Here is a 13,869-nt window from a genome sequence, read left to right as displayed (position 1 = left end):
CACCCCGTAACGAATAAGCCATCCACGCCTGCGGACGTGGACAGGCCCCCTTTTTGCCCGCTTCCGGACACCGTGCCGGGAGCGATAGGGATCTTTTTGTCTCCGCATTTATCAGCATGAATAAGAAAGGTTGATCATGAACCAACAACGACGAATGGGCACAGTCAAAACACTCGTGGGGCTGCTTGCAGCCGCGGGCCTGGCCGGGGCGGTCCTGAACGGATGCGCCGACGCCAACAGCAAGGATGAAGCAGTGGCGGCGGCGCCTGCCGCACCGCCGGTCTCGGCCGCGATCGTCATCGAAAAGCCGGTGCTGGAAACCCAGGAATTCTCGGGCCGCCTGGAAGCGGTGGAAACCGTCGAGATACGGCCGCGCGTCAGCGGCTACATCACGGCCGTGAACTTCAGGCCGGGCGCCGAAGTGAAGAAGGGCGACGTGCTGTTCGTGATCGACCCGCGTCCTTACCAGGCCGAGGCCGACCGCGCCGGCGCCGCCGCCAGTGCGGCCCGCGCCAGGGCCGACCTGGCGCGCCTGGAACTGCAGCGCGCCGAGCGCCTGCTGGCGGACAAGGCGATCGCCCAGCGCGAATTCGACGAAAAGGCGGCGGCGCAGAAGGAACTCGACGCCAGCGCCCGCGCAGCCCAGGCCCAGCATGAGTCCGCGCGCCTGAACCTGGCCTACACCCGCATCACGTCGCCGATCAACGGCCGCGTCTCGAAAGCCGAGATCACTCTCGGCAACCTGGTGGACGCCAGCGCCGTGCTGACCTCGGTGGTGTCGCTGGACCGCATCTACGCCAGCTTCGACGGCGACGAACAGACCTACCTGCGCGTCGGCACCCGCGCCCAGCGTGGCGCGCCTGGCGTGGTCAAGGTCGGCCTCACCAATGAAGAGGGCTTCCCGCACGAAGGCAAGCTCGAATTCGTCGACAACCAGCTCGACGCCAACACCGGCAGCGTGCGCATGCGCGCCACCCTGGCCAACCCGGACCGCCTGCTGGCGCCCGGCCTGTTCGCCCGCGTGCAGGTGAGCAGCGGCGTGGCCGAGAACACGGTCGTGATCAATGAGCGCGCCGTGGGCACCGACCAGAGCCGCAAGTTCGTGGTGGTGGTGGGCAGCGACAGCAAGGCCGAATACCGTCCGGTCACCCTGGGTCCCGTGGTCGACGGCATGCGCGTGGTGCGTTCCGGCCTGAAGCCCGGCGAGAAGATCGTCGTCAACGGCCTGCAGCGCGTGCGCCCCGGCGCGCCAGTGGCGCCGCAGATCGTGCCGATGGACGCCGCGATCGCGGCCAAGGATGGCGCGAAACTGGCGCTGAACACTGCCAAGGAATAAGACCATGAACTTCTCCCGCTTCTTCGTCGACAAGCCGATCTTCGCGGTCGTGCTGTCGGTGATCGTCTTCGTCGGCGGCCTGATCTCGATCTTCCAGCTGCCGGTGTCCGAGTATCCCGAAGTGGTGCCGCCGTCGGTGGTGGTTCGCGCCCAGTATCCGGGCGCGAACCCGAAGGTGATCGCCGAAACCGTGGCCGCGCCGCTGGAAGAGCAGATCAACGGCATCGAGGACATGCTCTACATGAGCTCGCAGAACACCTCGGATGGCGCCCTGGCCCTGACCCTGACCTTCGCGATCGGCACCGATATCGACCGTGCCGAGAGCCAGGTGCAGAACCGGGTGCAGCGCGCGCTGCCGCGCCTGCCCGAGGAGGTGCGCCAGATCGGCGTCACCACGGTGAAAAGCTCACCGAACCTGACCATGGTGGTCCACCTGAATTCGCCGGACGGCCGCTATGACGACCTGTACCTGCGCAACTACGCGGTGCTGAACATCAAGGACCAGCTGGCGCGCCTGGAAGGCATGGGCGAGGTCCAGCTGTTCGGCTCCGGCGATTACGCCATGCGCGTCTGGCTCGATCCGCAGAAGGTGGCGGCGCGCGGCCTCACTGCCGGCGACGTGGTGGCCAGCATCCGCGAACAGAACGTGCAGGTCGCGGCCGGCGTGGTCGGCCAGGGCCCGACCAGGGACGCGCAGTTCCAGTTGACCGTCAATACCCAGGGCCGCTTATCAAACGTCGAGGAATTCGGCGAGATCGTCGTCAAGGCCAATGAGGACGGCGCCGTCACGCGCCTGAAGGACGTGGCGCGCCTCGAGATGGGTTCCAGCTCGTATGCGCTGCGCTCGCTGCTGAACAACAAGTCGGCCGTCGCGATCCCGATCTTCGAAGCACCCAATGCGAACGCCCTGCAGTTATCAAGCGACGTGCGCGCCAAGATGGAAGAGCTGTCGAAAGACTTCCCGGAAGGCGTCGAGTACAGCGTCGTGTATGACCCGACGCAGTTCGTGCGCGAGTCGATCGATTCGGTGATCAAGACGCTGCTGGAAGCCGTGGTGCTGGTCGCCCTGGTCGTGATCGTGTTCCTGCAGACCTGGCGCGCGTCGATCATCCCGCTGCTGGCCGTGCCGGTGTCGGTGGTCGGTACGTTTGCCGTCATGCTGATGTTCGGCTTCTCGATCAACACCCTGTCCCTGTTCGGGCTGGTGCTGGCGATCGGTATCGTGGTCGACGACGCCATCGTGGTGGTGGAAAACGTCGAGCGCAACATCGGCAACGGTTTGTCGCCCCATGACGCGACCATCCAGGCCATGAAGGAAGTGTCGGGCCCGATCATCGCCATCGCCCTGGTGCTGTGCGCCGTGTTCGTGCCGATCGCCTTCGTGGCGGGCCTCACCGGCCAGTTCTACCGCCAGTTCGCGCTCACCATCGCGATCTCGACCGTGATCTCGGCCTTCGTCTCGCTGACCCTGGCGCCAGCCATGTCGGCCGCGCTGCTGAAAGCCCACGACGCCCCGAAGGACCGCCTGACCCGCGCCATGGACAAGGTGTTCGGCCGCTTCTTCGCCGCCTTCAACCGCTTCTTCGGCCGTGCCTCGCACAGCTACGAAGGCGGCGTGAAGACCGTCCTGCGCCGCAAGGTCGCAACAATGGGCGTGTACCTGGCCCTGGCCGTTGCCGCGGTCTTCATGTTCAAGGTGGTGCCGCCGGGCTTCGTGCCGGCCCAGGACAAGGGTTACCTGATCGGCTTCGCCCAGCTGCCGGACGCCGCCTCGCTCGATCGCACCGATGAAGTGATCCGCAAGATGTCGACCATCGCCAAGGAAATCCCGGGCGTGGAATCCTCGATCGCCTTCCCGGGCCTGTCGATCAACGGCTTCACCAATGCGCCGAACGCGGGCATCGTGTTCGTCGGCCTCAAGCCCACTAGCGAGCGCAAGGGCAAGGAGATGTCGGCCGACGCCATCGCCGCCGAGATCAACAAGCGCATGGGCGCGGTGGAAGACGCCTTCGTGATGGTGCTGTCGCCGCCGCCGGTGAATGGCCTGGGCACCACCGGCGGCTTCAAGCTGATGCTGGAAGACCGCGGCAACCTCGGCTACGACGAGCTGTATAAAGCCACGCAGGCGCTGCAGGCCAAGGCCTGGGGTACGCCACAGCTGGCGGGTGTGTTCTCGAGTTTCCAGATCAACGTGCCGCAGCTGTTCGCGGACGTCGACCGCGTCAAGGCCAAGCAATTGGGCGTGCCGCTGTCGACCATCTACCAGACTCTGCAGGTGAACCTGGGCTCGCTGTACGTGAACGACTTCAACCAGTTCGGCCGCACCTACCAGGTGCGGGTACAGGCCGACGCCCAGTTCCGCTCGCAGCCGGAGCAGATCGCCCAGCTGAAGGTGCGCAACGACAAGGGCGAGATGATCCCGCTGTCCTCGCTCATGCAGATCAAGGACAGCTACGGCCCGGACCGCGTCCAGCGCTACAACAACTACGTGGCGGCCGACATCAACGGCGGCCCGGCTCCCGGCGTGTCCTCGGGCCAGGCCCAGGCCATCATGGAGCAGCTGGCCAAGGAAACCCTGCCGAAGGGGATCGCCTATGAATGGACCGAGCTGACCTACCAGGAGATTTTGGCCGGTAACACCATGATCTACGTGTTCCCGCTGTGCGTGCTGCTGGTATTCCTGGTGCTGGCCGCGCAATACGAAAGCTGGACCCTGCCGCTGGCCGTGATCCTGATCGTGCCGATGTCGATCCTGTGCGCGCTGCTGGGCGTGAAGCTCGCCGGCGGCGACAACAACATCTTTACCCAGATCGCCCTGTTCGTGCTGGTGGGCCTGGCCTCGAAGAATGCGATCCTGATCGTGGAATTCGCTAGAGAACTGGAAGACCACGGCCGCAGCGTGTTCGAAGCCGCGCTGGAAGCCTCGCGCCTGCGTTTGCGTCCGATCCTGATGACCTCGATCGCCTTCATCATGGGTGTGGTGCCGCTGGTGTTCTCGAGCGGCGCGGGCGCCGAGATGCGCCATGCGATGGGCGTCGCCGTGTTCGCCGGCATGCTGGGCGTGACCTTCTTCGGCCTGTTCCTGACGCCGTTGTTCTATGTGTTGCTGCGTACGCTGGGCAAGCGTTTCGAGAAAAAGGCGCCGGCAGCGCCAGCCAAATCCCCGGTCCTGGACCTGGAAGGAGTGCATTGAGATGAACAGCATGATTGCCAGGGGCGTGGCCCCCGCATTGTCCACATTGATGGCGGCACTGCTGCTGACCGCCTGCGCCACCCCGGAGTTCACACAGCCGGCCGTGGAAACGCCGATGGCGTTCCGTAGCACGCAGGCGCCGGCCGCCGAAGTGGCCGGCATCGAAGGCAGCCGCTGGAAACCGGCGCAGCCGGCCGAACAGCAGCCGCGCGGCCAGTGGTGGCTGGCCTTCCAGGATCCGGCGCTGACTGCCTTGATCGAAGAGGCCGGCGCCAATAACGCCAACCTGGCGGTGGCCGCCAGCCGCGTCAAGCAGGCCAGGGCGATCGCAGGGATCGCGGCGGCAGACCGGGCGCCGCAGGTCGGCGCCGGCATCGGCGCCCAGCGCGCCCGGCCGTCGGCATTGGAGGCCGGCCTGCCGCAGGGTACGCCGACCCAGCCGGTGACGAGCTACACGGCAAACCTCACCGCCAGCTACGAGGTCGACCTGTTCGGCCGGGTGGCGGCCGGCGTGTCGGCGGCGCAGGGCGATGCCGCGGCTTCCGAGGCGAACTTCCGCTCGGTGCTGCTGGCCCTGCAGGCCGACGTGGCCCAGACCTACTTCCGCCTGCGCGCGCTCGACGCAGAGCTGGACACGGTGGCGCAGACCGTGCGCCTGCGCGAGGAATCGGTAAAAGTGACGCAGCGCCGCTTCGACCTGGGCGACATCGGCGAGTTCGACCTGTCGCGGGCGCGTACCGAGCTGGCGACGGCGCGCGCCGAGGCGATCGGCCTGCAGCGCCAGCGCGCGACCACCGAGCATGCGCTGGCGGTCCTGCTGGGCAAGCCGGCCTCGAACTATGTGGCCGGCAAAAGCCCGCTGCTGGACGCGACCGCGCTCCCGGGCATTCCGGCTGGCCTGCCTTCCAGGCTGCTGGAGCGCCGGCCCGACATTGTCGCCGCCCAGCGCGCGATGGAAGCCTCGAACGCCCGCATCGGCGTGGCGCGCAGCGCGATGTTCCCGGCGCTCACCATCAGCGCGGCCGGCGGGGGCGTCGGCGGCGCCATGTCGGAGGTGTTCAAGTGGAGCAGCCGTTCCTGGGTGCTGGGCTTGCTGACCTCGATGCCGCTGATCGACGGCGGCCGCAACCGCGCCAACGTCGAACGCAGCGAAGCGGTGCTGGAAGAATCGGTGGGCGCCTACCGCCAGAGCGTGCTCGTCGCCTTCGCCGAGGTCGAGGACAACCTGGCCGGCTTGCGCATCCTGAGCGGCCAGGCCGAGCAGATCGACGCGGCGCTGGTAGCGGCGCGCCGTTCGGCCAACCTGGCCCAGAAGCTGTACGACGCCGGGCGCTCCAGCTATATCGAGCTGCTGGACGCGCAGCGCAACCTGGCCGCCGTCGAACGCACGGCGGTGCAGCTGCGCGGCAACCGTGCGGTGACGACGGTGGCCCTGATCCGCGCGCTGGGCGGCGGCTGGGATAGTGCCCGTGTCGATGGCAATACCGTTGCAATGAAGTAGTCGAACCTGTAGTTCCTGTCTCTCCAGGTGTTTTGCCCTTTGCGGCGGGTGCGTACGTGCCCGCCGTTTTTTTATTTTGGTAGCAAAACTACATAAAACCTTCAAGATTCATTTGACATGGAAATTCTTAAGGCAGAGAATTCCTCCGTCAATTCCATGTATGTATGGACTAATAGGAAATTTGGTAGCTAAACTACTAGTATTGCATGGCTGTTGACTGTTGCTACCGCTTTCTGAAAATGGTTTTCATTACCCATTCCGCAACAACAACCCGGAGGAGACATGAAGAAGAAAGTCAGCGTTACAGCCTTGCTCGCAACGAGTGCCCTCATGCTGTCAGCCCATGCGAACGCCGCTACGCCACCGGCCCAAGCCGGCAACAGTACCGCCGTCATGCTGCAAGGCTTCCACTGGAATTCGGCGGGCTACGGCAACCCGAACTGGTACAACACCCTGGCCGGCAATGTCGCCGACCTGAAGGCCATGGGATTCAGTCATGTATGGTTCCCCCCTCCGTCCGACTCGGCGGCGCGCGAAGGCTACCTGCCGCGCCAGCTCAACAATCTGAATTCCAGCTACGGCAGTTCGGCCGAACTGACCAACGTCGTGCGCGCCTTCACCAACAACGGCATCCGGGCGATCGCCGACGTCGTCGTCAACCACCGCGTCGGCTCGACCGGTTGGTCGGATTTCACCAATCCCAATTGGACCCGCTACACGATCGCCAACAATGACGAGTGCAACTGCGGCCTCGGTACCGGCGATACGGGCTCGGGTTTCAACGCCGGCCGCGACATCGACCATACCAATGTGGGCGAAACCCAGAACGGCATCATCAACTGGCTGAACTACACCATCAAGCCAATCGGCTTCAGCGGCCTGCGTTTCGATTACGTGAAAGGCTTTGGCGCCAAGTATGCCGGGCAGTATGCGAATGCCTTCGGCGCCCAGTTCTGCGTGGGCGAACTGTGGACCGACCTCGACCTGAACAATATCGACGCCCATCGCCAGCAGATCATGAACTGGATTAACGGGACCGGCAGCAGCTGCGGGGCCTTCGATTTCACGACCAAAGGCCTGCTCAACGACGCCCTAGCCAACGGCAACTACTGGCGCCTGCGCGACTCCTCCGGCAAGCCGCAGGGCGCCGTCGGCTGGTGGCCGGCAATGGCGGTGACCTTCGTCGACAATCACGACACCGGCCCCTCGGAGAGCTGCGGCGTGGGGCAGAACCACTGGCCGGTGCCGTGCGGCGCGGTGATGCAGGGCTACGCTTACATCCTGAGCCATCCGGGTGTCCCGACGGTGTACTACCCGCATATCTACAACTGGAACCTGAAGACGCCGATCAGCGCGCTGATGCGGGCGCGCAGGACGGCTGGCGTGCATTCCACCTCGCCGGTCGCGATCCAGGCAGCCACGCAGGGCCTGTACGCGGCGATCGTCACCGGCAGCACGCGCCAGCTGGCGATGAAGATCGGCCCGAACAGCTGGAGCCCCGGCGCCGGCTGGACGCTGCAGACCTCGGGCACCAACTACGCGGTCTGGATGAAATAAGCGCTTCTCTGGCCTGCGCCGCCAGGACGGCGCAGGCCAGCGCGTCGGCATGCACCGTAGCGCTAGAATACGGGCATGAAGACTGCCTCTTTCCCGGTGCTCACAGGCCTCGCCCCGGTCATTGACGCCGGCGTGCGCATCCTCGTGCTGGGCAGCTTTCCGGGCGCGGCATCGCTTGCCGCCGCACAGTATTACGCCCATCCGCGCAACCAGTTCTGGCCCCTGATCTCGGCGGTGGTGTCGGAAGACCTGGCCAGCCTGCCGTATGAAGAACGCTTGCCGCGCCTGCTGGCGCACCGCGTGGGCCTGTGGGACGTGCTGGCCGGCTGCGAGCGCGAAGGCAGCCTGGATTCCGCCATCCGCAACCCGGCCGCCAACGATTTCGAGCGCCTGCGCCTCCTGTGTCCGGCGCTGGAGACGGTCGGCTTCAATGGCCAAGCGTCGGGCAAGTTCGCGCCGCAGTTTGCGCAAGCCGGCTACCGTACCGTCGTGCTGCCTTCGAGTTCGCCGGCACACATGGCGATGACGTTCGAGCAGAAACTCACGGTATGGCGCCGGCTGGCGGAACCGGCCAAACCGGAACACATCCCGGCGCAATCTCCCTTGTTTTGAGCTAGCCTCGTTTGAACCGGCCCTTCAGTTGACCTGCGTCCCGCCCGCGCTCACCCGCCGCAGATAAGCCAGCTTGGCCGAATACAGCTGCCGCATGTCCTGCCGCGTGCTATTGTCGACCGCCTTGGCGATCTGTTCACGGGCATGCTTGACGTCGCCCAGGCGCAGGTGGGCCACGCCGTGCCAGAACAGGAACTCGTCGTTGTAGGGGGCGCGCCTGAGCTCGCGCTCGAACAGGCCCCTGGCCTTGTCGAAGTCGCCCTCGCGCAGCGCGATCATGCCCTGGTCGAAATGGTGGTAGGGCGGGAAGGGTTCGATGCTGGCGATGCGCCGCGTCAGGGCCTCGGCTTCGTCGTGCTTGCCCAGCGTGGCCAGCACCGGCTGCAGGTTGCGCATGACCATCACGTTCTCGGGCTCGCGCAGCAGGGCGGCGCGGTAGGTCTGTTCCGCCAGGGGCAGCAGGCCCTGCCGGTTGTAGACCACCGCCAGCGTATTCAGCGCCGCGATCAGGTTGGGACGCTTCTCCACCGCGGCGCGCGCCCACCAGTAGGCGTCGTCGAGGCGGTCCTGCACCAGCATCTCGGCTGCGCGGTTGTTCAGGTAGAGGGCGACGATGTCCTCTTCGTCCAGCTCGCGGGCGCGCAGGCGCGCGGCCTCGTCCTGCGGGAGGAAGTCGACGATCAGGAAGTCACCCATGCCGTGGCCGCGAAAGCCGCTGTCGATCGGCTCGCCGACGGCGATGTTGACGTGGGCGCTGCCCAGGTACAGGCCGGCCTTGCGGCTCCAGGCGTTGCCGACGTCCACGCTGCGAAAGCGCACCGGCATCCGCAGCTCCCTGGCGAAGGCCGCGGTCATGATCACCAGCGAGAGGCAGTTGCCGGAGCGGTCGGCGAAGGTCTCGGCGGCGGTGCGGGTCTTCGAGGATTCGTATTCGAGCTTCAGGTCGGTCTTGCTGTACAGCGCCTCGACCAGGCCGTGGCGCAAGCCGCTCTGGCGCAAGTGCTTGTTGAAGGCCGGGCTGTTCAGGTAGGCCTGCATCGCCGGACTCAGGGTAAACAGCCCGTCGGCGCCGACCCGTTCGGAGGGCGGCGCGAAGCGCGTGTCGGCGAATGGCGGGAGCGGAGCGGAGGGCGCCTGCACGCTGGCGCAGCCGGCCAGCAGGGACAGGGACAGCAGGATGGCGATGCACTTCATGACACACTCCCGGGGGGTCTTACTAGCAGTATCTGCCTGTACCGAGGTGATGTAAAGCTATGTACCTACTCGTCGTGGAAGGCTTCCACCAGCTCGTCCAGCAATTCGGCCGTCTCTTCGTCGGACAGCCCCAGGTAAGCGCAGGCGGCGGCGCCGCCCTTGTTCCACTCGAGGGATTCGGCGTGGCCCTGGTAGCGGCAGATCGCATGCTCGGCCAGCAGCGACAGCGCCACCAGCGAACGCACGGTGCCCGCGGTTGCGGCGTCGTCCAGCACGGCCACGTCGTGGTGGTGCAGGATGGCCCAGCCGACCTCGCTGGAAAGGCCCCAGTTGCGGGCCAGCAGGCAGCCGACCGCGGCGTGGCTCGTATCGTGGCGTTCTTCCTCGAGGGCGGTGAACGGACGGTCCGGCATCAGGGAGGCGGCGGCATAGGTCGCGGCGTAGTCGGCGAAGCGCTCGATCAGCAGCGGCACGCCGGTGTCGCAGAACAAGCCGAAGGTGTGGGCCACGTCCGGCTCGCCGATGCGCAGGCGGCGCGACAGGAACACCATGGCCTGGGCGCGGCGGGTGGAGATGTCCCAGAAGCTGGCCAGCGCGGCGCTGTTGGCGGGGATCGCCTGGCGCGCCAGCAGGCCGGTCATCAGGGCCGCGACCTGGTTGATGCCGAGGAACAGGATGGCCTGCTCGATCGACTTGGCCTTGTGACGGCCGCCATACACGGCGGAGTTGGCCAGTTTCAGCAGGGCGCCGGACATGCCGACGTCGCTCGCCACGATCTTGCCGATCGCCTCCGGGGATGGGTCTTCCGATGCCAGTTCGCGCTGCATGTCGGCGAGCAGGCTCGGCCGCGGCGGGATGCGGATCGATTTGATCAGGGCATCGACCTGGTCGAGGTGCGGAACGGGATCGGCGACGGTATTCATGGGCGAGCAGGACGGAGGCGACAACCGTACCACTATACCCCAGCCATTTTTTTATTGCAGCAAGGCAATGCCAAAGTGATTACCTTCCCCTCATTTCTGTGTCACCCCACCAACGCGACAACATAAATTGGCCCGCGCTAGAATCCAGGTATGGCCATTTCGACAATAGCAGGAATCGATTTCACCCAGCCGGCGGACGTCGTCGCACGCCAGCTGATCGGCGTCACGGTACTGGTGGACGGCGTCGGCGGCCGGATCGTCGAGACCGAAGCCTACGACCGCGAAGACCCGGCATCGCACGCCTTTTCCGGTCCCACCGAGCGCAATGCGGCGATGTTCGGGCCGCCTGCGCACGCCTACGTGTACCGCTCCTACGGCATCCACTGGTGCCTGAACTTCGTGTGCCGCGAGGCGGGGCACGGCGCCGGTGTCCTGATCCGGGCGCTGGAGCCGGTGGCGGGGCTCGACGAGATGCGCCGGCGCAGGGACACCGGCGCCGCCGGCGACAAGGACTGGCTGCTGTGCTCCGGCCCCGGCAAGCTGTGCCAGGCCTTGGGCGTGACCCGCGACTTCAACGGCATGCCGCTGTCGCTGCCGCCTTTTGAACTGCTGCCCGGCGCGCCGGGAATCGAGGTGGTGGCCGGGCCGCGCATCGGCATCTCCAAGGCGATGGAGGTACCCTGGCGTTTCGGGCTGGCCGGCTCCCGCTTCGTCAGCCGGCCCTTCCGTTAAACAGCCGCCTGCGCCGTCTTGCCCTTGATTGAAGAGCGATTGGGGTGCCGTAGGGTGGTCGGCTCTGCCGACCGCGCGTTCAACTACACGATGCATCACTACTGCGCTTGTCCATCTCGCACCGTTTGAACGCGCGGTCGGCGAAGCCGACCACCCTGCAAAAAGCGTTCAACTGGCAGAGGCGTCGCGTCATTGCATCCGTGCGTTGAACGCGTGGGCGGAGGACCGCCCACCCTACAAAATAGCGGCATCGCCGCCTGCGCCCTGACGTCAAGCCTGGCGGCGCCGCGCCTGCTGGCCGGCCGAAGGCAGGGCCGCCAGCGCGCGTGGGCGCATCGGGCTGCCCGGCGTGCGCCGCTCCTGCACGCCATGGAAGCCCGCTTCCTCGCCGGCCTCTTGTTCCGACTCGCCGCCGATCGCCGGACCATCCTCGCCGTCGAACTTGAAGATCGAGACCGCCTTGGCCAGGTTGACGGTCTGCTCGTGCAGGCTTTCGGCAGCGGCGGCGGCCTGTTCCACCAGGGCCGCATTCTGCTGGGTCATGCCGTCCATCTGGCCGACCGCCTTGTTCACTTCGGCGATGCCGTCGGCCTGCTCGGTGCTGGCGATGCTGATGCGGCCGATGATGTCGTTCACCTGGCGCACCGAGGCCACGATGTCGCCCATGCTGGCGCCGGCTTCGCTCACCGAGGCGCTGCCATCCTCGATGATCTTGACCGAGTCGGCGATCAGGGCCTTGATCTCGCGCGCGGCCGCGGCCGAGCGCTGCGCCAGGGTGCGCACTTCGGCCGCCACCACCGCGAAACCGCGTCCCTGCTCGCCGGCGCGCGCCGCTTCAACCGCGGCGTTCAGGGCCAGCAGGTTGGTCTGGAACGAGATGCCGTCGATGACGCCGGTGATCTCGACGATCTTGCGCGAGCTGGCCTCGATCGATTCCATCGTCGCCACCGCCCGGTTCACGGCCTGGCCGCCGTTCGAGGCCAGCTGCGCCGCCTCGCCTGCGAGCTTGGACGCCAGGCGCGCATTGTCGGCGTTCTGCTTCACGGCCGTGGTCAGTTCTTCCATCGTGCTGGCGGTCTGCTCGAGCGAGCCGGCCTGCAGCTCGGTGCGGGTCGACAGGTCGAGGTTGCCGCTTGCGATTTCCTTCGAGGCGGTATCGATCGAGCGCACCGCGCCCAGGATGCTGCGCAGGGCGCCGTCCAGGCGGGAGAGGGAGTGGTCGAGCGCGCGCGAGGTGTCGGCGATCTCGTCGCGCCCGGCGCCCGGGGTGCCGGACGGGCGCAGGTGGCCGTCGGCCAGGTCGTGCACCACGGTCGCGATCGAGCGGATGTCGGCGAGCATGGCGCGCCGCACCAGCATGGTTACCAGCAGCGACAGCGCGATCGACAGCAGCACCAGGCCGGCCATGGTGATGCCGAGCGAGCGGAATTCGGCCTTGGCGGCGGCATGTGCTTCCACGCTCAGCTTCTTTTCCAGCGCTGCCAGGTTCTGCAGGCCGGTGTCGAGAGCGACGAACTGCTTCTCGGCCTTCTGCATCGAATTCGTGGCGATCGACTGGTCGACCTGGGCCAGCTCGATCGTCTCGCCCACCAGCTTGCGGTAGCTCGCCAGCGCCGCCAGCGCGTTCTCGATCGGTGCGCGCTCGTCCGGCGCCGCCAGCCCGGACAGCTCGTCCAGCCTGGTCTTGATCCCGGCGTGCTTCCTCTGGATATCTGCGGTGAGGGCGGCCAGGCGGTCCTGGGCGAAGCTGCCGTTCACCCAGGCCAGCAGCTGGTAGATGTTGGCGTGCGCGAAGCGCGCTTCGCCCGCCACGTCGGCCACGGCCTGCAGGCGCGCCGCGCGCACCTGCACCATGTGCTCGAGCGAGGCGTTCTGGCGCACCATGCCGTAGTAGGCGGCCGCCGACAGCAACATCAGGAGCACCAGCACCAGGCCCGGGGCCAGCAGGAGCTTCGGGCCGATCCGCAATTTGTTCAGCATGCTTGACTCCGGGCGTGGATGAAAAAAGTTTATTTCTTGTAGATGCCGGATTCGAGCACCAGGTCGTCGACCTTCTGCACATAGGTCGTTTTCGGCTCGATCTTGCCGCTGGTGGGGTTCTTGTACATGTAGTCGACCCAGCCCTTGCCCTTGGCCCCCGCCACGTCGATGAACTCGCGGCGGTATTTCTTGCCGTTGGCATCGGGCACGTCGGTCAGGTCCTTGCCGATGATCGAGGGGTTGTAGGGATGGGCCACGGCGATGCCGGTCCTGGCGTCGCGCATGCTGAGATACAGCTCGCCCTGGACGAACTCCGGATCCTTGGCGTTGACGCGCTTGATCAACTCGTCCTTGCCCTTGGCCTTCATCAGGGCGGCGCCGCGTTCGACCATCGCAATGGCGTCTTTCTCGGTCAGGGCGCTGGCGTAGGCAGGGAGGGCGGCAATGGCAAGGCAGAGGGCAGCCGCGATGCTGGACACGTTGGCGGACAGTTTCATGTGTACTCCTCGAGTGAATGTTCTGGGATCAATATTGCTAAAGTGCATTGACAAATGTACCGGGGTGTCGGGGACGAGGATTGCGTTGGCGCAATCGCCTTGCGCAGCAAGTGAGGAACGTTGCGCATTCGTGTCAGTCAATGTCGAACAACACTGCAGCCGTGCATGCACGACGCTTGCGCGTCCGGCCTTTGTCTCGTTTTGGCCCGCCCTTGTTCTAGCTCCCGCTATAGGACCAATCTGATTGACGGGCGGCAATTCTCCGCAATTTCCGCAACGTAAGATGAATTCTTCCCGGCAACGTGGTAACGCTCCGGCCGGTCCTAACATCTTTCGTTTCCTGG

Annotated in this window: 10 protein-coding genes; 6 read left to right on the top strand and 4 right to left on the bottom strand. The window is 66.0% G+C overall.

The window, feature by feature from the left end:
* Positions 1 to 154: 154 nt before the first annotated feature.
* The 5 genes from AC56KL_RS14425 to AC56KL_RS14405 all read left to right on the top strand — a co-directional run bounded on the left by AC56KL_RS14425 (position 155) and on the right by AC56KL_RS14405 (position 8,199).
* Entirely contained in the window at positions 155 to 1,336 is a 1,182-nt protein-coding gene (locus AC56KL_RS14425) for an efflux RND transporter periplasmic adaptor subunit (RefSeq protein ID WP_497180850.1), read from the top strand.
* Positions 1,337 to 1,340: 4 nt separating this feature from the next.
* A complete protein-coding gene (locus AC56KL_RS14420; RefSeq protein WP_497180849.1) occupies positions 1,341 to 4,529 on the top strand; it encodes an efflux RND transporter permease subunit in 3,189 nt (1,062 codons plus the stop codon).
* Position 4,530: 1 nt separating this feature from the next.
* A complete protein-coding gene (locus AC56KL_RS14415) occupies positions 4,531 to 6,030 on the top strand; it encodes an efflux transporter outer membrane subunit (RefSeq protein ID WP_497180848.1) in 1,500 nt (499 codons plus the stop codon).
* Between the two features lie 282 nt (positions 6,031 to 6,312).
* Positions 6,313 to 7,587: a glucan 1,4-alpha-maltotetraohydrolase domain-containing protein gene (locus tag AC56KL_RS14410; RefSeq protein ID WP_497180847.1), complete on the top strand. Its 1,275-nt coding sequence runs from the start codon at positions 6,313 to 6,315 to the stop codon at positions 7,585 to 7,587.
* A 75-nt stretch (positions 7,588 to 7,662) separates the two neighbouring features.
* On the top strand, positions 7,663 to 8,199 hold the full coding sequence (locus AC56KL_RS14405; protein ID WP_497180846.1) for a DNA-deoxyinosine glycosylase: 537 nt from the start codon (positions 7,663 to 7,665) through the stop codon (positions 8,197 to 8,199).
* 24 nt (positions 8,200 to 8,223) lie between these two features.
* Here the strand turns inward: AC56KL_RS14405 and AC56KL_RS14400 are convergent, their stop codons facing one another.
* On the bottom strand, positions 8,224 to 9,393 hold the full coding sequence (locus tag AC56KL_RS14400) for a tetratricopeptide repeat protein (RefSeq protein ID WP_497180845.1): 1,170 nt from the start codon (positions 9,391 to 9,393) through the stop codon (positions 8,224 to 8,226).
* A 65-nt stretch (positions 9,394 to 9,458) separates the two neighbouring features.
* Positions 9,459 to 10,316 (bottom strand): HDOD domain-containing protein, encoded by an 858-nt coding sequence (locus tag AC56KL_RS14395; protein WP_497180844.1) that lies wholly within the window; start codon positions 10,314 to 10,316, stop codon positions 9,459 to 9,461.
* A 150-nt stretch (positions 10,317 to 10,466) separates the two neighbouring features.
* On the opposite strand from AC56KL_RS14395, the gene AC56KL_RS14390 reads away from it, so the two are divergent.
* Positions 10,467 to 11,048, top strand: a complete 582-nt coding sequence (locus AC56KL_RS14390; RefSeq protein ID WP_497180843.1) for a DNA-3-methyladenine glycosylase — start codon at positions 10,467 to 10,469, stop codon at positions 11,046 to 11,048.
* Positions 11,049 to 11,318: 270 nt separating this feature from the next.
* Here the strand turns inward: AC56KL_RS14390 and AC56KL_RS14385 are convergent, their stop codons facing one another.
* Both AC56KL_RS14385 and AC56KL_RS14380 read right to left on the bottom strand, forming a co-directional pair.
* Complete coding sequence (locus tag AC56KL_RS14385; protein WP_497180842.1) at positions 11,319 to 13,028, bottom strand: methyl-accepting chemotaxis protein; 1,710 nt, start codon at positions 13,026 to 13,028, stop codon at positions 11,319 to 11,321.
* A 29-nt stretch (positions 13,029 to 13,057) separates the two neighbouring features.
* Entirely contained in the window at positions 13,058 to 13,525 is a 468-nt protein-coding gene (locus tag AC56KL_RS14380; RefSeq protein ID WP_497180841.1) for a cache domain-containing protein, read from the bottom strand.
* Positions 13,526 to 13,869: the final 344 nt, after the last annotated feature.

It is taken from the genome of Telluria sp. ZB4P34, from assembly GCF_059686055.1.
This window is presented reverse-complemented; position numbering and strand designations above follow the sequence as displayed.

Coding starts and splice junctions, on each gene's coding strand:
- AC56KL_RS14425 (WP_497180850.1), top strand. CDS start 155: ATGGGCACAGTCAAAACACTCGTGGGGCTGCTTGCAGCCGCGGGCCTG.
- AC56KL_RS14420 (WP_497180849.1), top strand. CDS start 1,341: ATGAACTTCTCCCGCTTCTTCGTCGACAAGCCGATCTTCGCGGTCGTG.
- AC56KL_RS14415 (WP_497180848.1), top strand. CDS start 4,531: ATGAACAGCATGATTGCCAGGGGCGTGGCCCCCGCATTGTCCACATTG.
- AC56KL_RS14410 (WP_497180847.1), top strand. CDS start 6,313: ATGAAGAAGAAAGTCAGCGTTACAGCCTTGCTCGCAACGAGTGCCCTC.
- AC56KL_RS14405 (WP_497180846.1), top strand. CDS start 7,663: ATGAAGACTGCCTCTTTCCCGGTGCTCACAGGCCTCGCCCCGGTCATT.
- AC56KL_RS14400 (WP_497180845.1), bottom strand. CDS start 9,393: ATGAAGTGCATCGCCATCCTGCTGTCCCTGTCCCTGCTGGCCGGCTGC.
- AC56KL_RS14395 (WP_497180844.1), bottom strand. CDS start 10,316: ATGAATACCGTCGCCGATCCCGTTCCGCACCTCGACCAGGTCGATGCC.
- AC56KL_RS14390 (WP_497180843.1), top strand. CDS start 10,467: ATGGCCATTTCGACAATAGCAGGAATCGATTTCACCCAGCCGGCGGAC.
- AC56KL_RS14385 (WP_497180842.1), bottom strand. CDS start 13,028: ATGCTGAACAAATTGCGGATCGGCCCGAAGCTCCTGCTGGCCCCGGGC.
- AC56KL_RS14380 (WP_497180841.1), bottom strand. CDS start 13,525: ATGAAACTGTCCGCCAACGTGTCCAGCATCGCGGCTGCCCTCTGCCTT.